A 22450-nucleotide genomic window follows, 5' to 3' on the forward strand; every position below is an offset into this window, starting at 1 on the left:
GCGGCCTCGATGACTGCCCGGGAATCCTCGACCGAGGCCAGGGCGACCTGACCGGTCACCGCACCGGACGCCGGATTCGTCACGGGCGCGGTCTGCCCCGAGGTGCCTTGAAACAGTTCGTTGTTCAGCCAGTGGCTGATGGTCGTGGGCCGTGATGCGGTCTGAGTCACCCCACCATGGGAAGTGAGATTTGCGCACGAGTCAACGAGTAAATACGCTCCGGTGACTGCAAAAATGCACGATAGGAGGTCGCATGCTCAGCGCGGACAATCTCCGCTACTTCCTCGAGGTGGCGCGCGCCGGTCGGCTGAGCGACGCTTCCCGTGTACTGGAGGTCGACCACACCACCGTGGGGCGCCGGATCACCGCGCTCGAGCGGTCGGTGGGTGAGCGGCTCTTCGACCGGGCGCCCAGCGGATGGCGGCTCACCGAGGCGGGCAAACGGATGATGCCCCGCGCCGAGGCGGTCGAATCGGCGGTGATGGCCGCCTACGACGTCCAGGGCGCGACGCCCGACATCCTGACCGGTTCGATCCGTATCACGGCCACCGACGGTTTCGGCGCGTTCATCATCGCGCCGCACCTCGTGGAGCTGAAGGCGGCGCATCCACGTCTGACCGTCGAGCTCGTCACGGCTACCGTGCACAATGCGGTGTCCGAGCGGCACTTCGACGTGGCCGTGACCCTGGAGCGGCCGACGTCGCGCGCGGTTCGCTCGGAGGTGCTGTGCCACTATGACCTCGGTCTCTACGCGACCCCGGAGTACCTGAACGCCCACCCGCCCATCGCGAAGATCGCCGATCTGCGGGCGCACACCCTGATCTGGTACGTCAATGCGTTGATGGACGTCGAACCGCTGCGGATTCTCGACGAGCTACCCCATGTCCAGAGTGTCGATGCGCAGATATCCAACATCACCGGGCACTGGCTGGCGGCGCGAAGCGGGCTCGGTGTCGCACCACTGCCCGCATATATCGCCAACGGTGACGAACGCCTGATCCGGGTGCTGCCCGACGCCTTCAGCGTCCGCAGGCTGTACTGGCTGGTGGTACCGCGGGAGCTCGAGCGTCTCGAGCGAGTGCGCACGGTGTGTGCATTCCTGCGCGATACGGTCGAAGCGCACCCCGACCTCAACCTGGGCAGGCGCTCGCCCTAGTCGAGGCACCAATGGAAACATTTGTGCCACAGGGGAATTGAAGAATACAAAGGTGCTGTCTATTGGGCTGCATTTATGCACGGCGGGGTGCAGTAATGGCCATTGACTTCAGCCTGGCCCGCGGATGAGATGTAGTTCACATCCTTAGGTAAACGACTCCGGTGTGGCGCTGAACGAGGTTATCGGTGCGCCATGTCGTCCGCCCACGAGATGTCACCGAATGCACCGGAACCCCGCCGCGCAGATCAGAGTCGGAAAGGACTCACGCCTTGAGTTTGAGAAGCTACTTCCACGGTCCGGCCACCAGCCTGGACGACCAGGTGGAAAGTTATGCGACCACCCGGGTGCCGGACAGTCAGCGCTGGCGTCGCCCCGCCATCCTGCTCGTACTGACCGGCAACGTGACCGCCATGTTCTGGTTTGCCCTTGGCGGTCAGATGGGGTTCCTGGTCGGCTGGCCCGGGGTGCTCGTCCCCATCGCGTACATGGTCATCGGCGCGACGGTGGTCGGTGCGTTGGTCATGCGGATCGCCAGCCAGCAGGGCCTCTCCTTGCCACTGCTGTCTCGGGGGTTGGGGTTCGGTGCACGCGGTTCGGCCATCGCCTCCTTCGTCTACGCCGTCAACTACGTCTTCTACTTCATCTTCGAGGGCAGCATCGTCTCGCACGGGCTCAGTGAGATCCTCGGGATTTCCATCGATTCCGCGGCGGCCAGCGTGGTCTTCGCGATCGTCGCATTGATCGCGCTGTATTACTCGTGGCGGGGTATGCACTCGATGAATGTCCTGCAGCGCTTCGGCATGCCGATATTCCTGATCCTCTTCGTGATCGGAATGGTGATGCTGGCCAACGGTTATGTGCTCGCCGGGCCGGGTGAATAGGTTGTCGAGGACGGTGTGACGGCGACCGCAATGTGGCAGGCTCTGAGCCTGGCCAACGGCCAGGTCGTGTTCCAGGCGCTCATCGCCACCGACTACGGACGTTTCGTCAAGCGCTCGGTATCCTACGTCGGCACCGGTGGGGTGATGCTGGTCGAACTGTTGATGATCTCGGTCGTCATGGTGCTCGGTGTCTTCTTAGGCTTCACGATGATCGAGTACTTCGACGGTGAGCGCTCGGCCCGCGAGCTGGCCGCCACCGATCCCGGGCTGATCTTCGCCGTCGTGATGGGTGTGCTCGGCGTCATCTTCGCCATCTTGACCCAGGTCCGGATCAACGTCATGAACCTCTACTCGGGGTCGCTGGCCCTGTCGAATGCCTGGGATGTGCTCTCGCCGAAGCGTGTCGGCCGGCAGTGGTGGATGGTGCTGCTGGTGGTCCTCGGAATCGCGTTGTACCCGATCAACGTGTTGCAGTACACCGACAAGTTCCTCGCGGTCACCGGCATCATGACCAACACCTGGATCTTCATCCTGCTCAGTGACTACTTCATCTGTCGCAAGCTGCTCAAACTCGCCCCCAGCACGCTGGTCGAATATCGCGAGGGTAGGGTCAAGAATTGGAATTACTGTGGAATGACTGCTCTCGCAACCGGTATCGCGGTCGGTGCGCTCGGTGTCGCAGGCGTGTACCCGCTGTACTTCGCGTCGTTCGCCGCAATGCTGGTGGGTCCCATCGTGTACGTCCCCTTGACTATCCTGAGCGAGGGTTCCCAATACGGGTTGCCGGCGGCCGAGTCCGAGGATCCCATGGCAGACGAGCACAAGTCGACGACCGTCGATGCCGGCGAGTGAGCCCAGAAGCGCGCGGAAAAGGATTGTGACGAGATGACCGATACGAACACCGATACCGGCAACGCCGGGACCGCTGACACCGCCGATGGGGTGCTGTACTACCGGGAGATCAGCGAACTGGTACCGCTGCTGGCGAGCGGGGAGATCAGCTCTGCGCAGTTGACCGAGATGACGCTGGAGCGCATCGGCGCCGTCGACCAACGCCTCGGGTCGTTCGCCTTCGTCGCCGCCGACGAGGCGCGACTGCGCGCACAGGAGTCCGACCAACGTCGCAAGGCCGGCGACCCGCGTGGCCCGTTGGACGGAATTCCGTTGGCCATCAAAGACATCTACGACAAGGCCGGGTGGCGCACCGAGGCGGGTATGGCGTTGCGTGCCGGTCAGGTGGCCGATGACACGGCGACGGTGGTCACCAGGCTTGAGGACGCCGGCGCGGTGATCGTGGGCAAAGTGCACACCACCGAGGGCGTGTACACCGAGCACACGCCGCCGTTTCGGGCCCCGCTGAACCCCTGGGACGCCAACCGCTGGGTGGGGGTGTCCTCAAGCGGTAGCGGGGTCGCCCCGGTTGCCGGGTTGTGCTACGGCGCACTGGGTTCGGACACCGGCGGATCCATCCGCATGCCGTCGGCCTCCAACGGCGCCACCGGTCTCAAGCCCACCTGGGGACGGGTCAGCCGTGCCGGTGTCGTCGAATTGGCGGCCACCCTCGACCATGTCGGTCCGATCTGTCGATCCGCGCGGGATGCCGGTTTGATCCTCGGGGCGATCGCCGGGGCCGATCCGCGCGACCCCACCGCCTCGCTGCAGCCCGTCCCGGAATTCGGTACCGAGATGCCGACGTCCTTGCGGGGTGTCCGAATCGGCGTCGATCCGTCGTGGAGTTATCGAGACGTCAGTGCGGATGTGGAACAGGCGCATCGGGCTGCCGAAGAGATGTTGCGGGATCTGGGTGCGGAGCTGGTGCACACCGATCTGCCCGATCCCACCCAGGCCATCACCGATTGGTTCGGGGTCTGTGCGGCACAGACCGCGCGGTCGCACCAGAGCATGTTCCCCGCACACCGGGACAGCTATGGCCCCGCATTGCGTGAGCTGATCGAGCGTGGCATCGCGATGACCGGTATCGAATACGACGAGCTGCTGCAGCGACGGCTGATCTTCAAGGGCCAGATGGAAGCAGCGCTGGCGCCGTTGGACGGGGTACTCATCCCGGCCATGTCGTTCATCGCGCCACCGGTGGAGAAGATGATCCGGATGGACGACGAGACCACCGCCGGGGTGCACCGCTTCACCGTGCCGTTCACGCTCTCGCAACTGCCCACCATCACCTTCCCCGGCGGATTCACCACCACCGAGGCCGGTCTGCCGTTCCCGGTGGGCCTGCAGATGGTCGGCAGCGCATTCACCGAGCGCCGCCTCGTCGATATCGTCGGCGCCTTCCAGGCCGCCACGCCGTGGAACAAGAAGCATCCGCAACTGTGAGCCGCAGGTAATCCCCGCCCAATCCGGTCCGCGCCTGGTCGGGCCGGTTACCGGCCAGTAGGCTCGGGTGCGAGGGGACGGGAGCTCAGATGGCGGAGACACGATTCGTCGAGATTCACGGGGTGCGGCAGGCAGTCGTCGACCAGGGCGACGGTGATGAGGTTCTGCTGCTCATCCACGGTATGGCCGGCAGCGCCGAGACCTGGCGGGCGGTACTGCCGCAGCTGTCCAAGAAGTACCGGGTCATCGCCCCGGACCTGCTGGGACACGGGCAGTCGTCGAAGCCGAGAACCGACTATTCGCTCGGTGCCTTCGCCGTCGGTCTGCGAGATCTGCTCGACGAACTCGGGGTGAGTTCGGCCACCGTGGTGGGCCACTCGCTGGGCGGTGGGGTGGCGATGCAGTTTCTCTACCAGCACCCGGAATACTGTCGACGGCTCGTGCTCATCGGCAGCGGCGGACTGGGGCCCGATGTGGGTTGGATCCTGCGATTGCTGGCCGCCCCGGGCGCGGAATTCGTGATGCCGGTGATCGCGCCGCCGCCGGTTCTGCGTGCCGGCAACGCGGTGCGTTCCTGGTTGACATCGGTGGGTCTGCGGTCGCCCCGCGGAGCCGAGATCTGGAATGCCTACTCGTCCTTCGCCGACAGTGAGACACGCGAGGCATTCCTGCGAACGCTGCGCTCGGTGGTGGATTATCGAGGTCAGTCGGTGAGCGCACTGAACCGGTTGAACCTGCGCGAAGAGCTTCCGGTGCTGGCGATCTGGGGAGAAGACGACAACATCATCCCGGTCGACCATGCCTACTCCGCGCTGCAGGCCCGGCCGGACTGCCGCCTCGAAATACTGCCGGGGATAGGGCATTTCGCCCAGGTCGAGGCTCCCTTCGAGGTGATCGAGCTGATCGACGAGTTCATCTCGACCACGCACCCCGATGATCCCGCACGAAACTGAGATCCTTGTCCCGGTTCAGCACTGCAACTCGGTGACCTCCGCGGGACGCCCCAGGTAGTAGCCCTGCCCGAGCCTGATATCCAGATCGCTCAGGATCTGCAGCTGGCGACAATTCTCGATGCCCTCGGCGACCGTCAGCGCGTTCAGTTCCCTGGCCAGCACTGCCACCGCGGACACCAGTGCGCGCCTGGCCGGATCGGACTCCAGACCTGTGACCAGTTCGGCGTCGATCTTGATGACGTCGGGCCGGATACGAAGCAGTTGGGTGAGGCTGGCATAGCCCGCGCCGGCATCATCGATCGCCAGCAGAATGCCGGACCTGCGCAGGGGCTGCAGCCCCTCGAAGGTGTTGGGTGGATAGGGCGCATGCTCGGTGAGCTCGAGCATCAGGCGGCGATCCGAGGACATCAGGCACTGCTGCAGGCCGGGGTCGACGGCAGTCTCGGGGCTCAGGTTGACCGAGATGATGTAGGACTGCGGGATTGCCTTCGCCGCACGCAGGATGGCGTGCAGGGCAGCTGTTTCGATGGACAGGCTGCGCCCGAGTCCCCGGGCAATGGCGAACCAGTCGGCGGTGCTGCGGCGCGTGACGTCCCCCGGGAAGCGGGAGAGACCCTCGTAGCCGACGGTGGTACCGGACTTCAGATCCACGATCGGCTGGAACACCGGGGAGATTCGCGGGTGCTCCAGCAAGCCGTCCAGTTCGGCGTGTGCGCCCTCGTCGAGGGTCTCCCGGGGCATCAGCAGCGATCCCGCGAACCGTGCCGACGAATCGTGCTGCGGACCCACACCCTCGTCGAAGAGGTCGCGCAGGAGTATGGCCATTTCGGTCTGCGAACCGATCAGGGCCGAGATGAAACTGCTCACGGAGGTGAGGCCGGCGATATCGACCGCGTCGAAGACGTCGTTGCCTGTGGCCACCACCGAGAGCGCCCCGACCGCCCGGTGCTGATGGAAGAGCGGTATCACCGCCCATGACCCGATGCCCATTTCCGTGGCGAGCCGGCGCGTCTGTTCCGGCAACCGAGAATCTTCGGCCACATTCTGGCTCACCTGCGGCTGTCGGGTCGAGAGCGCCAGCTCTTGGAAGGACGCGACCGCGGGCACCACCGTGCCCAGCGCCGGTGCGCTCAGACCGTGCGCGGAGGCGAACACGAAGGATCCGTTGGGGGTCAGCATGCCTACGGCCGCACCGTCGGCTTTGGGGTTGAACACGCAGACCTGTTCGGCGATCCGCGACATCAGTGACTCCGGGTCGACCGACGCGGTCAGCGCGGCAATCAGTCGTTTGACGGTAACTCCTCAGGCTCGCGCGGCCCCCGCCCGTAGGTCGCGGCGTTCTCGATCGAATTTTCAATCAGCAAACTACTCGACGCTGGTCCATACCACGTCGGAACTCGCCGATTCGGTGCAAGCAAACAAATGCTTGGTTCGGCAGTTGCCGCCGAAAGAGTGACATTTCGGCGGTAGCTCGGTGACGATATGTGGATACAGATGGTGGTCCAGGGAAAGGCGCTGTGATGTCGAGGCTGTGCAAAGGCATTCTCGTAAGCGGAATCGGCATCGTGATGGCCACGGTCGGTCTGGGGGTGGCCAACGCCGAGCCGCCACCGAATTGCACCGTGGCCGACATCGCGGGCGTAGCCGGTGGAGTCAACTTCGCCATGTCGGCCTACCTGTTCACCCACGCCGAGGTCAACGCGGAGCTGTCCAGCTTGGAGGGGTTGCCCGAGCAGCAGACCGTCGAGCGGGCCCGCGCGTACCTGGAGGCGCACCCGCAGGTGGCCGCGGAGCTGCGGGGTATCCGCGCGCCGTTGACCGAGCTGCGGGCACGCTGCAACGTGTCGCTGCCCACGCAGCATGACGTTCTGGGCTGAGACATGATCGGCAACCTCAGGATCGGCAACATCGTGCGGGCGGCCCTGCTGGCCGCGATCACCGTGGGCGGGCTCGGCATCGCCGGCGCGCCGGTCTCGGGTGCGACCGTGTGCGGCTCGGTGGGCGGGTTCCACGTCAATGTGTCGGGGTGCACCGATCCGCTGGGCTACCTCGACAGCGCCCTGCCACCGCCACCGCCGCCGCCCCCACCACCCGGCGCGCCGCCACCCCCTCCGCCACCGGTGTACGTTCCGCCGCCGCCGGCGCCGGATGTCAGCGTGTGTGCGAACTTCGGCAGGCGGGTCAGCGTCAGCGGGTGCGTCTGAGGCTCGAAGCGGATCGGCTACCGGTCGGCTACCGGTCGGTTACCGGTCGGCGTTGAGTGTCAGCACCGAGATGTCCGGCGGGGCGCCGACCCGTACCGGCGGCCCCCAGAACCCGGCACCGCGAGACACGTACAGCTGAGTGTCCTGGAGGGTCGACAATCCTGCCAAGGACGGCTGCACCGCCTCGACGATGTACTGGAACGGCCAGGTCTGTCCGCCGTGCGTGTGACCGGACAGTTGTAGATCGACACCGCGCGCGGCGGCCTGTTCGACCATGACGGGCTGATGGGCAAGGAGCACCGTCGGGTTTGGTCCGTCGGTACCTGCCAGTGCACGGTCGTAGTCGGGCGGGTCGCCGTGCTCTTCGCCGGCGAGGTCATTGACCCCGGCGATGTGCAAAGCGGCTGCGCCCCGTCGGATCAGGGTGTTTTCGTTACGCAGCGGGGTGACACCGAGTCGATCCAGTTCGCGCAACCACGGCATCGTGTCCGGGACGAAGTACTCGTGGTTGCCGGTGACGAAGAACGAACCTTCCCTGGACACCAGATCTTGCAGGGGCTCCGCCGCGTGGCCGAGCTTGTCCACCGTGCCGTCGACCAGATCGCCGACGATCGCGACCAGATCGGCATCGGTCCCGTTGATCATCTCCACGATCCGCTCGGTATGGCTGCGTCCCAGCAGCGGCCCGAGATGGATGTCGGAGACGACGGCGATGCGAAAGCCGTTGAACGCCGGATTCAGCCGGCCGAGTCGAATCGGCACCTGCAGGACGTCAGGTGGTCCGAGTGCGGTGGCCGCTCCGTAGCCCACCAGTCCGGTGGCCGCCGCGCCTGCCGCCGCGGCGCCGGTCCTGGCCAGAAATACACGGCGATTGAGCGCACCGGGTGACGGCGTGACCTCAGCGGTGGTCCCCGGTTCGGCGGGCTCACCGGTCGTCCCGCCGCGACGCACCCACCCCCGCAGCGCCAGTCGGATCGGTTCCACCAACAGCAGCGTCAGAAGCAGATAGCCGACCAACGCAAACCAGAGGTATCCCGGCCAGGCGAACCATGCCGATTCGTCCAGCCCGGTCAGCCGTGGCACCAGCAGTGCGATCACCAACACCGCGGCCATGGTCAGGAAGGCGGCCGTCAGCACCGTGCGGGCATGTCCCGGCCCGGTGGTGTCCTTGATCAACCGCTTCCACACGTACAGGTGGGTCAGTCCGAGCACCGTACACAGGATGATGATGAACATGCAGGCGGTCAGCCTCGTGCTCGGACCAGAGTCATCGGACCAGCCTAGCCACGGCCTGCCGCGACGGCCTCGGCCAAGGGCTGGCCTGATCTCACAACCGGCCTTTCAGGTTGGCACGCCACGACATCTCGGATCACCGGGGTCCGTCGGCCGGCTGACGTTGCCGGACAACATCGCCCACGACTTTCGGCCGGTCTCACCGGCCTCTCGGATACTGACCTTCTCGAAGCGGTTGAGGTAGGGCAGGGACTCGCCGGCGACCACCGCAGCCAGTAGGTTGACCGCGTCCCGTCCGAAAGTCCACGGCGCCAGATCCACCGCGGTGATCTGCTCATTGCTCAATTCCGTTGTCGGATCGCTACTCAACGACGCCAGGCCAAACCCGGAGCCCACGTGCCGGTCCGCCGTCTCGAGAATGCCGATGGCCCGGCCTGCAAAGCCCTGTGGCGCGCAGACCAGCGCGTCGACATCCGCCGGCGCGGTGGCCGACCGCACCGCCGCACGAAGTTCGTCCAGCGTCGCGTCCAGCGGGCAATCAAAAGCCGACGGCTCCGCGGAATGGGTTGCGCACCAGTCGAGATAACTCTGCCGGACGTCGTCGGCCCACGACGAGTAGAACCGGCGATCGGATCCCACAAACGCCGGCCGGCGATAGCCACACTGGCGCAGGTGGTCGAGCACCAGGCGGGCAAGGTCGCTGTGTGGGGCTTCGATCACCGCCGCCACCGCATCGGCCAGCGACTCGGGTGGCCGGCCGGCCGTCACCATCGGAATACCGACTTCGACGAGGCGCTGCAGCATCGGATCGCCGGGCAGGGGATCAACCGCCAGGACGCCGTCAACTTGGAAGTGCCGCGGACCCACTTCGGCGTCGCGGGCGAAGAGCGTCAGATCGGCGTCGTGCTCGGCCGAGCCATGGGCCGCGCCGAAGGCGAACTCCATGTAGAAGTTGAAGTTTCTGGCGATCGGCGGGATGTATATCCCGAATGCGCCGACGCTGCGGCCGCGCAACTGCCGAGCCGCCCGGTTGGTCACATAGCCGAGCTCGCGCGCGGCGGCGGCCACCTTCGCTGCGGTGGCCGGTGACACCCGGCCTCCGCCGTGCAGCGCGTCGGAGACCGTCGTCTTCGACAGCCCGACATGCTGGGCAATCTCCACGATCGTCACCCGTCGCGCTGCCATGCGGCCATCGTAACCAGCGCGTAAATTGTGCCTCACCCCTTGACAAGACCCCGCGTGTGGCGCGAGTCTCAGATGTGCCGGAACGTTCCGGCATGAATGGAGACGCGAATGTCCAGCGACGCCCCACACGCAGCGAAACGCCGCAACCCGACCAGCGTGGTCGCCTTGGCCGCCCTGAACTTCGTCCTCCTGCTGTTCCCTCCGTTGACGTGGTACCTCGGCCAGAACGGGATCTGGTTCTTCCTCATCACCGGCGTCTTCGGCGTTGTCTCGCTGCTGATCATGTACCGCGCCGACAGCTCGGTGGGGGAGGACTGACATGGAGATCCTCATCGGATACGGCGGTATCGCCGTCTTCCTGATCGTGCTGCTGGTCGTGCTGCAACGCACCAAGGGCAGCGTGGACTTCAGCGAATATGCCACGGCGGGGCGGTCTTTCGGACCCCTCTTCTCAGCCATGGCGTTCGTCAACACCTGGCTGCCCGGCACCATTTTCATCGCCTTCGCCGGTTATGCGGCCAGTGCCGGCGCCATCGGCTTCTACTTCGTGGCCTACTCCATCCTGGCCGTCGTGCTGATGTTCCTGCTGGCCAAGCCCGTTCACGAATGGGGCCGGCAATTCGACCTGCGCACCCAAGCCGACCTGCTGGGCCTGCGGTACGGCTCCACCGCCGTGCGGGTGGTCGCAGCCGTCATCGGCGTCATCGCCTCGTTCCCGTGGATTGTGCTGGGCATGCAGTCGCTGACCCTGGTGTTCGAGTACCTGTCGTTCGGCGCCGTACCGGCAGCGGGTGCGGCCCTCATCGGCATCGGCGTGCTGGTCGCCCGGCAGTGGTGGACGGTGCGCCTCGGTGCCCGTGGCCTGGTCGTCAGTGACTTCGTCCAGGGCATCGTCGCCTACCTGATCGGCACCGTGCTGATCCTCGGACTGCTGACCTGGCTGCTGACCAACGGCCATGGCTTCGGCGAGGTGGATCCGGCGTTCTTCACCCTGCCCGGCCCCGGCAGTGTCGACGGTCCGCTGTATCTGTTCTCGCTGATCGCCACCGGCGCCCTCGGGGGTTGGTGCTGGCCGGACATCTTCGTGCGGCTGTTCGCGTCCAACAGCACCCACACCATCAAGCGTGCCGCGGTGATGGCCTCCCCGCTGTTGCTGATCTTCGGCTCCTCGCTGTGCCTGCTGGCAGTCGCGGCGTCGACCTATCCTGGCGTGGCCGACGCACCCGACGAGGTGTGGTTCCTGACGGCCGCCATCGGCGGACCAGTCATCCTGACGCTGGCCGGGGTGTGCGTGCTGGCGGCCACCATGGGCAACGTAGGCGCCAACCTCCAGGCCCTTGGCGCGCAGATCGCCAACGACGTGGTGGGCGTGGCCCGTGGCACCCGGGTGGAAGATCAGCGCTGGGGCAAGGTCTCGGTCGGTGTGCTGACGCTGCTGGCCGGTGTGGTCGCGGTGGCGACGACGGACGCGCTGTCCTCCGGCATGGTCGCGCTGGCGCAGGTGTCGTATCAGGGCATCGTGCAGCTGGCGCCGACGGTGTTTCTCGGAATCTTCTGGCGCCGAGGCAATGCCACGGCCGCAGTGGCCGCGATGGTCCTCGGCTTCGGCACGGCCTGCGTGCTGCAGGTGCTCTACCCGATCGCCATTTCGGCGCTCGGCGGTATGACCTCAGGGGTGGCTGCCTTGGCTGTCAACTTCGCCGTCTACACCATCGTGTCCTACGCCAGGCCGCACAGCGCCGAGGAAAAGCGGCGCGTGGACCAGCTTTTCGATTCCCTGTACGCAACGGACAAGGTGGGAACCCCGTGACCGCACAACGACGCACCGGCTATGTCTGGCACGAACGCTATGCCTGGCACGACACCGGAACCCACGTCGGCATCTTCCCGGCCGGCGGCTTCAACCAGCCGCACATGACTTTCGAGAGTGCGGAATCCAAATCCCGGATGGCGGGCCTTGTCGAGGTGTCCGGGATGATCGACGAACTGGTTCGGGTCCCCGCCCGGATGGCGACGCGCGAGGATCTGCTGCGGGTGCACGACGCCGATCACATCGACCGTATCGAACGCGACAGCGCCGATCGGGGCGGCGACGGGGGAGACGGCTTCACCCCGTTCGGACCCGGCAGTTACGACATCGCCCGACTGGCTGCCGGCGGCACCATCGCCGCGGCCGAGGCCGTCCTCACCGGCGTTGCCGAAAACGCCTACGCACTGGTGCGCCCGCCCGGACATCACGCCCGCCGCGACATCGGAATGGGATTCTGCATCTTCTCCAACGTGAGCATCGCCATCGAATACGTGCGTGCGCACCTCGGTGTGCAACGGGTCGCCATCGTCGACTACGACGTCCACCACGGCAACGGGGCTGAATCCATCTACTGGGATGACGCCGATGTGCTCACCATCTCGCTGCACCAGGACCGGCTCTTCCCGCAGGACACCGGTGCGGTCACCGACACCGGCATCGGCGGTACCAACATCAACGTGCCCCTACCCGCCGGCTCGGGCAACGGCGCCTACTTGGCAGCCATCGAACGGGTCGCCGTCCCGGCAGTGACGGCATTTGCGCCCGACATCATTTTCGTCTCCAGCGGATTCGACCCGAGCCCGGTCGACCCACTTGGCTGTATGACCGTCACCTCAAGCGGTTTCAAGGATATGGCCGCACGTCTGGTCACCTTGGCCGGGGACGTCTGCGACGGCAAGATCGTCTTCTCCCACGAAGGCGGCTACTCGCCGGTGCACGTGCCGTTCTGCGGACTGGCGGTGCTGGAAGCCCTGAGCGGTCACGAGACCGGGGTGGTCGACCCGTTCGGTCAGAGCTTCGACGACTCGCCGGCGCATCTGCTGCAGCCGTGGCAAGACGCGGTGATCGCCCAGGCAGCGTTGATCGCCGAGGCATTGCGGCTCTAGCTGCTCCAGCATCCGTTGGCCGACGCGTGGAGTGTTGGACGCGGCAGGTGAACCGAAAAATTCACGGAAGTGGCGATTCGTAACTGGCTGACGGGGTACATCCGGTGCTGATGACGCGCGGGATCACTCGCGTCGTGGAAGACAGGAGGTACCGGGTATGACGGTCAGCAGAGATACCTCCGCCACTCGTCAGCAGGTGTGGGATGTCCTCGCCGACGGGTGGACGTATTCGGGTTGGGTGGTCGGCAACAGCCGGATTCGTGCCGTCAGTGCGAACTGGCCGGCGCCGGGCACGCGGATACTGCACTCGATCGGAACCTGGCCTGTCGTCATCGACGATGAAACGGTGGTCGAGAGTTGCACTCCCGGCCGTGAACTGGTGCTGCTGGCCAAGGTGCGCCCGGCCGGGAAGGCACGGATCACCATGCGGATCAACGACAACGACGACGGCGGGTGCCGGATCGAGATGACAGAGGTGGCAACCAGCGCTCCGGTGCGCTGGATCCCCGACGCCGTGCAGCTGCTCGGCGTCGCGCCGCGCAACCGCGAGTGCACCTGGCGACTGGCGCTGATCGCCGAACGGGCCGATCCGAACGCGATATGACCTCAGGCGGCGCTGTGCCGGACCGACGGGCGCTCGGCCATCTGGGCTTCTGCCTGTTTGCGCAGTGAGTCCAGCGCCTTGGCCAGGATGCGCGACACCTGCATCTGCGAGCAGGCCATCCGCTCGGCGATCTGGGTCTGGGTCATATCGTCGAAGAACCGGTAGTTCAGCACGGCGCGTTCGCGCGCAGACAGCTTCTCGATCAGCGGGCGCACGGTCTCCACGTCGACGATCTTGTCCAGTCGGGTGTCCACCGACCCCAGGGTGTCCTTGATGGTGAAGTCCTCGCCGTCGTCGGTGGCGGGCCGGTCGGTGGAGACGGTCGAGTAGTGGCTGGCGGCCACGGTCGCTTGGATGACCTCTTCTCGTTCGATACCCAGATGGGTGGCGATCTCGGTGGCGGTCGGCGCGTGGCCGAGGGTGCGGGTCAACTCCTCGCGGGCCTTGGTGAGTTGCAGACTGAGATCCTTCAACCGCCGGGGCACGTTGACGGCCCATCCGGTGTCGCGGAAGTGCCTGCGGACCTCGCCCATCACCGTCGGCACGGCAAACGAGAGGAAATCGGCTCCGCGATCGGGATCGAACCGGTTGACGGCCTTGATCAGTCCGATACAGGCGACCTGGTAGAGATCGTCGTAGGGCTGCCCGCGCCCGGAGTAGCGCTGGGCGATGTGCTCGGCCAACGGCAGGGTCCGGGTGATGACGTCGTCATTAAGGCCGCGGTGTTCAGCCGAGCCGGGCTCTTGGCTGCGCAACAACCGCACCATATCGGCGATTTCGGCGTATTGCTGATCGGTTCGTGGCATCCGAATTTCCCCTGTTCGAAACGGTGCTGAGGGTGGCTCGGATCTGAACCATCTAGTGAGTACCCCGAGGCGTTGAAAATCGAACCTCGAGTTCAGGCGGGTACGCCGGCCGCCTGGCTGTTACGCGACGGCGGAACCCGCCGTGCCGTGGTCGCGGGCAGATTGCGCACACGATGCGCAGTCCGCGGTGTCGAGGTCGAATTCTCCGCAGGTCGTGCAGATGAACGGAATCACGATCGAACCTCCAGGTGTGTTGCGGCGCCGCGATCGCGCCCCTTGGTGAGCTTGTACCCGGCGCGGTGGTGCGTTGAAACCGACGGCGACGACGATGCTGTGTCTGCCCTCAGGGTGGACGACGAAAAGCGAAATCTCTTATGAACCCCGTGCCGATCCCCGTCGCGAGGTTTGCAGGAGTTGGTCGGGTATATGTCGACGCCGACAGCGGCACCGGACTGGGTGTCCACGAAGCGAACACGGCGTTACCGTTGGGGCATGTCTGATCGGGGGAACGATCTCGCACGCGCTCTCGCTGACCTGGCGCTGACGATTCAGGACCAGGCCGGTACCGAATCCACCCTGGAGGCGGTGGTCAAGAGCGCGGTCGAGATCGTGCCGGGTGTGCGCTGGGCGGGTGTCTCGATGATAGAGGGTCGCACCGTCACCCCCAGGGCGCTGAGCGATCCGCTGGTCGCCAAACTGGACATGTTGCAGACGGAACTCGACGAGGGCCCGTGCTTGAGTTCGCTGCGTGAGCATCGCACCGTGCTCATCGACGAGATGACGACCGAGACGCGGTGGCCGCGGTTCGCGGCGGCAGCGGTCGAGCTGGGTGCGCTCAGCCTGCTGTCCTTCCAGTTGTACGTGTTGCAACAGAATCTGGGAGCGCTGAACCTCTACGGCGGAGAGCCCGGTGTGTTCTCGGAGGACTCGGAATTCATCGGCGCCATCGTCGCCCACCACGCGTCGGTTGCATTGTTCGGTGCGGAGACCGAGAGCCAATTCGAGGAGGCCCTGACCAGTCGTGACGAGATCGGGCAGGCCAAGGGGATCATCATGGAACGGTTCAAGATCGACTCCATGGCGGCGTTCAGCCTGCTGGTCAAGCTCTCCCAGGATGGCAATGTAAAGCTCTCCGATATCGCGCACCGACTCGTGACCTCGATGGACGACGAAACGGCCTGAGTTACCGAGACCAACGGTACCGGTTAGGATCGGGTCGCCGTGCGAGCGGCCGAGCGAACGGGAGGTCGCGGTGACGAACATGGTGGGGAATTCGAGTGCGTCGGCATGCGGCATCAGTACCCGACACGAGGACGGGACGGTGGTCATCACCGTCACCGGCACGATCGACATGGTGACCGTCGCGCAGTTGGAGGCGGCTATCGAGATGGCCATGACCGGCGCGCCCGCGAGCGTCGTGATCGATCTGCTGGGCGTGCAGTTCCTGGCATCGATAGGCATCGGTGCGCTGGTCGCCGTCCACCAGCATCCGACGGTACGGTTGGCCGTCGTCGCCGACGGACCCACGACCGCCCGGCCCTTACAACTGGTCGGGGTGGCCGATGTGATCGATGTCTGCCCGACGCTCGACGACGCGTTGAATGTGGTTCTCGCGCAGCGGTAATCACCGGCTCAAGAGTTCGCCCCGAGGGCGAGCAGCGCGATATCGTCGGTCGGGTCGAGTTTCGGTATCAGCGTGGCCAGGTCGTCGATGAGCGCGGCGGCGCTCAGAGCGGTGCGGGTCGCGCCGTAGGTGGCCAACGCGGCATCGTCGAAAGGCTCTGCGCCGCGGCGTGCCTCGGTCAGCCCGTCGGTGTAGAGCAGCAGCGTCTGACCGGGTTCGAGGGTCAGCCGCAGCGTCCCGAATGTCGCGTGCGGGGTGGCCCCGACGAGCATGCCGGTATCCGGCCGGACGGCGTGTGCGGTGGTTGCCCGTGGATCGAGCAACAGCGCGGGAGGGTGCCCGCCGGTGGCCATGACCAGATCGAAACCACCGGCACCGCGCGGCCGCAGGATCAATACGGACACCGTGGCGAAGCGGCGAGGACGCAGTTCACGGAGCAGCACCGCGTTCAGTTCCGCCAGTGCCGACGCGGGTTCACGGTCGTGCAGCAGCGCCGCGCGCAGGCTGTATCGGATTAGCGTCGTCAGCACGGCGGCATGCACACCGTGGCCCTGCACGTCGCCGATGAACAGACCCCACGTTCGCTCATCGAGGGCGAACGCGTCGTAGAAGTCACCACTGACATCGCGTGGTGATGCCGGGTGATACCCGGCGACCAGGTCCAGACCGGGGATGTCGGGTAGTACCGGTGGCACCAGCACCTGCTGCAGTGCCGTCGCGTAGTCGTCGATGCTGTCGCGTTCGCGTTCGGCGGCCTCCCGATCGAGCTGCGCCTCGTCGCGGTCCGAGCGCGCCTGGTCACGATCGCGCTGGGCGACCGCACGATCCGAGCGGGCCTCGTCAAGCGCCAGATGTGCGCTGTCGCGATCCCGCCTTGCCGCGTCCCTGTCGGCGCGGGTGGAGTCCAGTTCGGCCTCGGCGACCGCGCGTAGCCCATGTTCGACGGTCAGGGCTTCCGAGGATGACAGCCGCAGTTCCAACTGCTCGATGACCACGACGGCAAGGTCGGCCAGCAGCGACAGCTGCGTGGGCGACGGATCGGAACGCGGACCGGTGTCCATTGCCGAGACGGCGCCCAGGTGGTGACCGTCGAAAGTGATCAGCGGGACGCAGGCGTAGAAACCGATGCCGTGCTCGTGCACGAAGCGGTTACCCGCGGTACGAGAGTCGGTCCGGCAGTCGGGGACCACATGTGGGCCGCTGCCGGAAATGGCGGTGGCGCACAGGCCGTCCTGCCGATCGATCCGGTCGATGCCCAGCCCATGGGTGCCGATCATCCAGATGCTGTCCCGCTCGACGAGCGTGACGGCGCCATATGGTGCGTCGAATACCTCTGCGAGGATCGTGGCGATGCGCGCAAGGACGGGATCGGAAGGACCGATGACCTTGCGATATCGCCCCACCGCAGCCAGCCGCGTCCGCTCGTCGGCGTCGATGTCGTCGGTGCTCATGGCTCCTGCCCGGTCTGGTTTGTGTGGTCCGTCCGCAGCCGGCAGGGTTCCCGTTTCGCCGCGGTTTTATACGAGGCCCCCGCACTTGGCGAGCGTCGTGACTAGACCGCGTCGAATGGGGTAATCCGCAACAGATGTCTGCTTCGTCCCATCCCGCTGCCCAGTCCGGGGACGCCGATCTGGTGGTCACGGCGACCGCCGAACCGACGGCGGCGAGCGAACTGAGCGCAGCGGTCAGGGCCTGGCTGACCCGGCGGGTGAGCGTCGATACCGGGCGGATCGCCGATATCGTGCTGGCCGCCTACGAGGCCCTGGCCAACTGCGCGGATCACGCGTACCGCGGCGAGGAAGCCACGGGTGTGATGAGCATCGAGGCCCGCCACGACACCGACGCCCGCACGGTCCGGCTCTGCGTCGTCGACCGCGGTCACTGGCTGGATCCGCGCTCCGGACCGGAGAACCCGGCCCGGGGGCGCGGCCTGAAACTCATGCGCGCGCTGTGTGACGACCTGACCGTCCATGGGACCGCCCACGGCACCCGGGTGTGCCTGCAATTCGAGCACTGCCCGGCCCGCTGAGGGGTATCACGCGTCGACGATCTGTACGGGCACCAGATCGGCGAGTCCGCTGAGGGTGAGGATCGACTTCAGTAGTCGATTGGCGAGAATGCTGATGTGGTCAACGTGCCGGAACAGTGCGTTGATGGCGGCACTGTCGAGGTAGGTGACGTGGATGAGGTCGACGGTGAGGAGACTGTCGGCGTCCCCGGTCGCAGCCTCCAGCGCGGCGGAAAATGCCTCGACATTGCTCAGATCGATCTCGCCGACCGCTTCGAGCGCGGCCGCACCACCGTCGGTAATGGTTTCGTGGAGTGTGAGTTCGGTGTTCATCAGCGGATCCTCGCCTGCATGTCGACGGTGGTACCGAGGTGATCGGACTGGATGGTGACCTCATCTGTGAGTCCGCGCATCAGCGCCAGCCCGCGGCCCCGGGTCGGGTGTGGCACCGCGTCGGCGGGCTTCCACACACCGGTATCGGAAATACGAAGGTGAACATCGGACCCGTTGACCTTGCCGGTGAGGGTCACCGTTCCGGCCTTCCCGCCGCGGTGTCCGTGTTCGATCGAATTGGCCACCGCCTCCCCGACGGCGACCAGCAGATCCTGCATCTGTTCGGAGTCCAGGCCGTTGCCCAGCAACCAGGTTCGCAGGGCGTCGCGGGTGACGGCCAATTGGCTGATGTCCGCGGGCACGCTGATCTGCAGGGGGCCGGGGTGGCGATAGAGCAGCATCGCCACGTCATCGGAGTAGCCCTGAGGTGGTGTCATGCCGGCAAGTAGTCGATCGGCCAGTGCGTCGCCCTGATCGGTCGAGCAGGCCTCGCGCAGGAGGGCACCGGCACGGGCAATGCCGTCATCGAGCGACTCGCGTCGACGTTCCACGAGTCCGTCGGTGTAGATCAGCAGCGTCGCTCGCGCCGGCAGTGTCAGGAGCGCGACGGCGCGATCCCGGCCAGGCCGGATCCCCACCGGGACACCGCGTGCGGCGTCGAGCGTCACCGAGGACCCGTCGGTCCCGACCACGATCGGGGGCGGATGCCCCGCGTTGGAGTAACTGAGTTCCCCGGTCTGCAGATCGAGCACCGCACAGAACACGGTTGTGCACCTGGCGCCGGGGAGTTGCATCGCGAAACGATCCAGTCCTGCCAACGCGGTTGCCGGGGAGGGATTTTCGAGTAGCAGGGCGCGACACGCGCTCCGCAATTGGCCCATCACGGTCGCCGCGTCCAACCCGTGGCCGACACAGTCGCCGACAATGAGACCGGCCCGGCGGTCGCCGAGGTCGATGACGTCATACCAGTCCCCACCGACCTGCAATGGTGTGGTTGCCGGCAGGTAGCGGGCGGTGAACCCTGACGGCAGAGCCGAGGGACCCAGGATGGCGTGTTGGAGCGCAACGGCCGTCTGATGCTGTTGGTCGAGGCGGTGCACGCGGTGCAGGCCCTGTCCGAGATGTCCGGCAAGCACGGTGAGCAAGGTGTGATCCGGTGCGGTGAACGGCCGGTTCTCGGCGAGTTCCATCCACACGACCAGCACACCGTCCGGGTGTGACACCGCGATCGCCGCAGTTCCCGGCCCACCGGTGAGCGAGGTGAGCGGGTCCGCGTCGCACAGCGACTCGATGAACCTGCGCTTGCTCGACGGGAGGTCATCCCATTCGGTGGGCACTCCGGCTGCGATCACTGCCGGGTGCTCGGTGTCGGTCCCGAAGGTGACGGCGAGGACACGCCGCGCCTGCCATATCTCGCGGACCACCGTGACGGTGGATGCGACGGCTTGGTCCACCGTCTCGGCGAGGACCAGGGCGTGGTTCAGATCCGCCAGTGCGGTGTCGTGGCGTCGGCGGTAGTGCTCGGCGGTCGCGTCGCGCAGCGTGCCCACCGTCAGCCGCTCTGCGGTATCCGGGTCCTCGGCATGCGTGAACGAGAATGTCACCCATAGCCGATGGCCGTCGCGGTGGCACACCGGCACGGTGTGGACGCCGCGGTCCCGGTGCAGCAGGTCCTCGAAAGCTGTCGCGATCTGCTGATGGGCGTCGGGGTCGGTGACGGCGTCGGGCCACCAAGGATGGACGGGCGGGTAGGGAAGTCCCTCCGGACCGTAACCGAGGATTTCGGTGAATGCGGCGTTGATCTCGACAACCGCTCCGTCTGCGTCGCAGACGAAAAACGCTTCCTGCAACGAATCGATGAGTGCGTCATGCCAGCGGGCGTGATGAGCCCGCATCCGAGCCAGCGTGATGTTCGCCTGCACTCGTGCCAACAGTTCCGATGCGGCGAACGGCTTGACCAGATAGTCGTCGGCGCCGGCGCGCAGACCGTCGATCGAGGCCTCCGCGCCGGCGCGAGCGGACAGCAACAACACCGGCAAGGCGGCGGTACGCGGATCAGTGCGCAGTGTGGCAACCAGCTGCAGACCGTCCAGGTGCGGCATCATCACATCGCTGACCACCAACTCCGGTGGCCGAGTTCGGATGATGTCGAGGGCGTGCCTGCCGTCGGAGGCCTCTTCGACGGCGTAACCCGCGCCGGTGAGCAGCCTGGTGATGTAGTGCCGCATATCGGCGTTGTCGTCGGCCACCAACACCCGTGCCGAGGCGGTTGACGATGCTTCGGCAACCGGTACCGCGTCGGCGTCCTCGTCCTCGGGTAGCCAGCGCAAGGCCTCTTCCAGGAAGGGATTCCCCGTCTGCGACGGCGCGCCGTTCGGGGTACCGGATGCGCCCGCGGTGATGATGGCGTCGGCCGGTAAGTGTTTGGTGCCGAACGGGATCCGCACCGTGAAGGTGGTGCCCACACCCTCGGTGCTCTGCGCGGTGATGGTGCCACCGTGCAGTGCCACCAGCTCACGCACCAAGGCCAGCCCGATACCGCTGCCTTCATGCGAACGTGCCCATGTTGCCGGGATCCGGTGGAAACGATCGAAGAGCCGGGGCAGTTCGTCGGCGGAGACGCCGATGCCGGTGTCGGCGAGGATGAACACCGCGTCGCCGCCGTCGCGCTCCGTACGCACCGAGATGGAGCCGGACGCAGTGAATTTCACCGCGTTCGACAGGACGTTGAGGACGACCTTCTCCCACATGTCCCGATCGAGGTATACCGGTTCGCCCAACGGTGGGCACTGCACCACGAACTCCAGACCCGCGCGCTCGACCGCGGAGCGAAACCCGCTGGCCAGCTCGGCCGTCAGGGCCGCGGCGTCCACCGGTTCATAGCGCGCCTGTGTCCGGCCCGCCTCGATCCGTGCGAAATCCAGCAGCGTGTTGACCAGCTTCGTCAGGCGGAAGCCATTGCGTTGCACGACTTCCAGATCTCGTCGGGCATCTGGGCTGATCTTCTTCTCGTCACCGCCCAGCAGTTCGGCGACCGGGCCGAGCATCAACGTCAGCGGGGTCCGGAACTCGTGGCTGACATTCGAGAAGAACACCGTCTTGGCCTGGTCCAGTTCGGCCAGCTCGGTCGCGCGGCGTTGTTCGGCCAGATAGCTACGTGCGCTGCCGATTTCGCCGGCGATGTGACCGGCGACCAGGTCGATGAATCCGCGGTAGGAGTCGTCCAGCGGGCGCAACCTGTTGAGCCCGGCGACGAGTACCCCGTAGGGTGCGGTGCCCTGCTGGGTGAGCGGCGCCAGCAGCGCCTGAACGGGCGGCTGCGACCACGGTTCGGTCGGGAGATCCGCGAACGGTGCGCCCACGAGCTCGACGACCGTCGCGCGCCCGGCGACCGCTTCGGCACACGGCCACACCGTGGCGGGGCCGTCGTCGGTGATGCGCAGCAACTCCGGGGCCGCGGGATTCCCGGCGGGTATGCCGATGCGCGCCACCAGGCGGGCGTCGCCGGCACCGTCGAACAGGTACAACAGGGCGAAGGGGAGATCGAAGCGGTTGCGGCCGAGCTTTGCTGCCGCCGACTGCAGAGTTTGATCTTCCGACGGCAGCAGATTGGGGTCGGAGCCCAGCTCCCGCAGGGTGGCCATCCGCCGCTCGGTGATCACGCGGGTGGTGTCCTCGCTGACGACGCACAACAAGCCCACGACGTGTCCGTCGTCGTCACTGAGCGCGCTGTAGGAGAACGTGTGGTAGCTCTCCTCGGGGAATCCCGAGCGCTGGATGATCAGCTGCAACCCCTCGTCCCAGGTCGCCTCGCCGGTGCTGAACACGTGGTCGATGCGCGGGCCGATGTCCTCCCAGATCTCGGCCCAGACCTCGCGGGCCGGTCTGCCGAGCGCCCACGGATACTTGCTGCCCAACGTCTGATCGCGGTAGGCCGCATTGCAGAAGAAGGTGAGCTCCGGCCCCCAGGCCATCCACATGGAGAACCGCGATCTGAGCAGGATGCGCACCGCGGTCTGCAGGCTCTGGGGCCAGACCGAGGGATCACCCAGTGGGGTGTCTGCCCAGTTAACCCGCGCGAGATCGACGCCGATCTGCGGGTCGGAACTGAAGACATCCCCGGCCGGATGGCGCGGGCCGGGCGTGGCGTCAGCGCTCATCGGCGGCCTCGGGTGTCCTGACATGCGGCCTCATGCTCGGTAACTACCCA

At 66.2% G+C, this 22450-nt stretch carries 21 protein-coding genes and 1 pseudogene; 14 read left to right on the forward strand and 8 right to left on the reverse strand.

Features of this window, described 5'->3' with window-relative positions; translation table 11 throughout:
- Positions 1 to 170: pseudogene (locus tag G154_RS26585) on the reverse strand (methylmalonate-semialdehyde dehydrogenase (CoA acylating)); the annotation flags it as partial.
- Between the two features lie 83 nt (positions 171 to 253).
- On the opposite strand from G154_RS26585, the gene G154_RS21945 reads away from it, so the two are divergent.
- The 5 genes from G154_RS21945 to G154_RS21960 all read left to right on the forward strand — a co-directional run bounded on the left by G154_RS21945 (position 254) and on the right by G154_RS21960 (position 5327).
- Positions 254 to 1156 carry a LysR family transcriptional regulator gene (locus tag G154_RS21945; protein ID WP_019514326.1) on the forward strand — a complete coding sequence of 301 codons (903 nt, stop codon included), beginning with the start codon at positions 254 to 256 and terminating at the stop codon, positions 1154 to 1156.
- Positions 1157 to 1425: 269 nt separating this feature from the next.
- Positions 1426 to 2037, forward strand: a complete 612-nt coding sequence (locus tag G154_RS27205; RefSeq protein WP_237742527.1) for a hypothetical protein — start codon at positions 1426 to 1428, stop codon at positions 2035 to 2037.
- Positions 2038 to 2052: 15 nt separating this feature from the next.
- Positions 2053 to 2889, forward strand: coding sequence for a cytosine permease (locus tag G154_RS27210; protein WP_237742528.1), 837 nt, complete (start codon positions 2053 to 2055; stop codon positions 2887 to 2889).
- A gap of 33 nt (positions 2890 to 2922) precedes the next feature.
- Positions 2923 to 4374, forward strand: a complete 1452-nt coding sequence (locus G154_RS21955) for an amidase (protein WP_019514328.1) — start codon at positions 2923 to 2925, stop codon at positions 4372 to 4374.
- 89 nt (positions 4375 to 4463) lie between these two features.
- Positions 4464 to 5327 carry an alpha/beta fold hydrolase gene (locus G154_RS21960; protein WP_019514329.1) on the forward strand — a complete coding sequence of 288 codons (864 nt, stop codon included), beginning with the start codon at positions 4464 to 4466 and terminating at the stop codon, positions 5325 to 5327.
- 15 nt (positions 5328 to 5342) lie between these two features.
- Here the strand turns inward: G154_RS21960 and G154_RS21965 are convergent, their stop codons facing one another.
- The gene (locus G154_RS21965) at positions 5343 to 6611 is read right to left on the reverse strand and encodes an EAL domain-containing protein (RefSeq protein WP_031601394.1); all 1269 of its coding nucleotides are present in this window, start codon (positions 6609 to 6611) and stop codon (positions 5343 to 5345) included.
- 236 nt (positions 6612 to 6847) lie between these two features.
- Between G154_RS21965 and G154_RS21970 the strand changes: the two genes are divergently transcribed.
- Both G154_RS21970 and G154_RS21975 read left to right on the forward strand, forming a co-directional pair.
- The gene (locus G154_RS21970; RefSeq protein WP_031601395.1) at positions 6848 to 7204 is read left to right on the forward strand and encodes a heme-binding protein; all 357 of its coding nucleotides are present in this window, start codon (positions 6848 to 6850) and stop codon (positions 7202 to 7204) included.
- 3 nt (positions 7205 to 7207) lie between these two features.
- Positions 7208 to 7531: a hypothetical protein gene (locus G154_RS21975; RefSeq protein WP_019514332.1), complete on the forward strand. Its 324-nt coding sequence runs from the start codon at positions 7208 to 7210 to the stop codon at positions 7529 to 7531.
- Between the two features lie 39 nt (positions 7532 to 7570).
- On the opposite strand, the gene G154_RS21980 is transcribed toward G154_RS21975, so the two are convergent.
- Together G154_RS21980 and G154_RS21985 are read right to left on the reverse strand one after the other, a co-directional pair.
- Positions 7571 to 8767 (reverse strand): metallophosphoesterase, encoded by a 1197-nt coding sequence (locus tag G154_RS21980; protein ID WP_019514333.1) that lies wholly within the window; start codon positions 8765 to 8767, stop codon positions 7571 to 7573.
- A gap of 105 nt (positions 8768 to 8872) precedes the next feature.
- Positions 8873 to 9949 (reverse strand): LacI family DNA-binding transcriptional regulator, encoded by a 1077-nt coding sequence (locus G154_RS21985; protein ID WP_045546489.1) that lies wholly within the window; start codon positions 9947 to 9949, stop codon positions 8873 to 8875.
- Positions 9950 to 10057: 108 nt separating this feature from the next.
- Between G154_RS21985 and G154_RS21990 the strand changes: the two genes are divergently transcribed.
- The 4 genes from G154_RS21990 (at position 10058) to G154_RS22005 (ending at position 13469) form a co-directional block, all read left to right on the forward strand.
- On the forward strand, positions 10058 to 10267 hold the full coding sequence (locus G154_RS21990) for a hypothetical protein (protein WP_019514335.1): 210 nt from the start codon (positions 10058 to 10060) through the stop codon (positions 10265 to 10267).
- Between the two features lies 1 nt (position 10268).
- Positions 10269 to 11759 (forward strand): sodium:solute symporter, encoded by a 1491-nt coding sequence (locus G154_RS21995; protein WP_019514336.1) that lies wholly within the window; start codon positions 10269 to 10271, stop codon positions 11757 to 11759.
- Positions 11756 to 12865 carry a class II histone deacetylase gene (locus G154_RS22000; protein WP_019514337.1) on the forward strand — a complete coding sequence of 370 codons (1110 nt, stop codon included), beginning with the start codon at positions 11756 to 11758 and terminating at the stop codon, positions 12863 to 12865. The genes G154_RS21995 and G154_RS22000 overlap by 4 nt, the downstream gene beginning before the upstream one ends.
- A 157-nt stretch (positions 12866 to 13022) precedes the next feature.
- The gene (locus G154_RS22005) at positions 13023 to 13469 is read left to right on the forward strand and encodes an SRPBCC family protein (RefSeq protein WP_023985483.1); all 447 of its coding nucleotides are present in this window, start codon (positions 13023 to 13025) and stop codon (positions 13467 to 13469) included.
- Between the two features lie 2 nt (positions 13470 to 13471).
- On the opposite strand, the gene G154_RS22010 is transcribed toward G154_RS22005, so the two are convergent.
- Positions 13472 to 14275 carry a SigB/SigF/SigG family RNA polymerase sigma factor gene (locus tag G154_RS22010; RefSeq protein ID WP_019514339.1) on the reverse strand — a complete coding sequence of 268 codons (804 nt, stop codon included), beginning with the start codon at positions 14273 to 14275 and terminating at the stop codon, positions 13472 to 13474.
- Positions 14276 to 14767: 492 nt separating this feature from the next.
- Here G154_RS22010 and G154_RS22015 point away from each other — a divergent pair, with 492 nt between their 5' ends.
- Together G154_RS22015 and G154_RS22020 are read left to right on the forward strand one after the other, a co-directional pair.
- Positions 14768 to 15457, forward strand: coding sequence for a GAF and ANTAR domain-containing protein (locus tag G154_RS22015; protein WP_019514341.1), 690 nt, complete (start codon positions 14768 to 14770; stop codon positions 15455 to 15457).
- A 79-nt stretch (positions 15458 to 15536) separates the two neighbouring features.
- Positions 15537 to 15899 (forward strand): STAS domain-containing protein, encoded by a 363-nt coding sequence (locus G154_RS22020; RefSeq protein WP_081650084.1) that lies wholly within the window; start codon positions 15537 to 15539, stop codon positions 15897 to 15899.
- An 8-nt stretch (positions 15900 to 15907) separates the two neighbouring features.
- Here the strand turns inward: G154_RS22020 and G154_RS22025 are convergent, their stop codons facing one another.
- Positions 15908 to 17350, reverse strand: coding sequence for a GAF domain-containing SpoIIE family protein phosphatase (locus G154_RS22025; protein ID WP_019514343.1), 1443 nt, complete (start codon positions 17348 to 17350; stop codon positions 15908 to 15910).
- Between the two features lie 134 nt (positions 17351 to 17484).
- Here G154_RS22025 and G154_RS22030 point away from each other — a divergent pair, with 134 nt between their 5' ends.
- On the forward strand, positions 17485 to 17928 hold the full coding sequence (locus tag G154_RS22030; protein WP_019514344.1) for an ATP-binding protein: 444 nt from the start codon (positions 17485 to 17487) through the stop codon (positions 17926 to 17928).
- 6 nt (positions 17929 to 17934) lie between these two features.
- On the opposite strand, the gene G154_RS22035 is transcribed toward G154_RS22030, so the two are convergent.
- Together G154_RS22035 and G154_RS22040 are read right to left on the reverse strand one after the other, a co-directional pair.
- On the reverse strand, positions 17935 to 18240 hold the full coding sequence (locus tag G154_RS22035) for an STAS domain-containing protein (protein WP_019514345.1): 306 nt from the start codon (positions 18238 to 18240) through the stop codon (positions 17935 to 17937).
- The gene (locus G154_RS22040; protein WP_019514346.1) at positions 18240 to 22400 is read right to left on the reverse strand and encodes a SpoIIE family protein phosphatase; all 4161 of its coding nucleotides are present in this window, start codon (positions 22398 to 22400) and stop codon (positions 18240 to 18242) included. The genes G154_RS22035 and G154_RS22040 overlap by 1 nt, the downstream gene beginning before the upstream one ends.
- Positions 22401 to 22450 lie beyond the last annotated feature (50 nt).

Origin of the sequence: Mycobacterium sp. VKM Ac-1816D (assembly GCF_000416385.1) — a bacterium.
Classification (GTDB): Bacteria; Actinomycetota; Actinomycetes; order Mycobacteriales; family Mycobacteriaceae; genus Mycobacterium; species Mycobacterium neoaurum_A.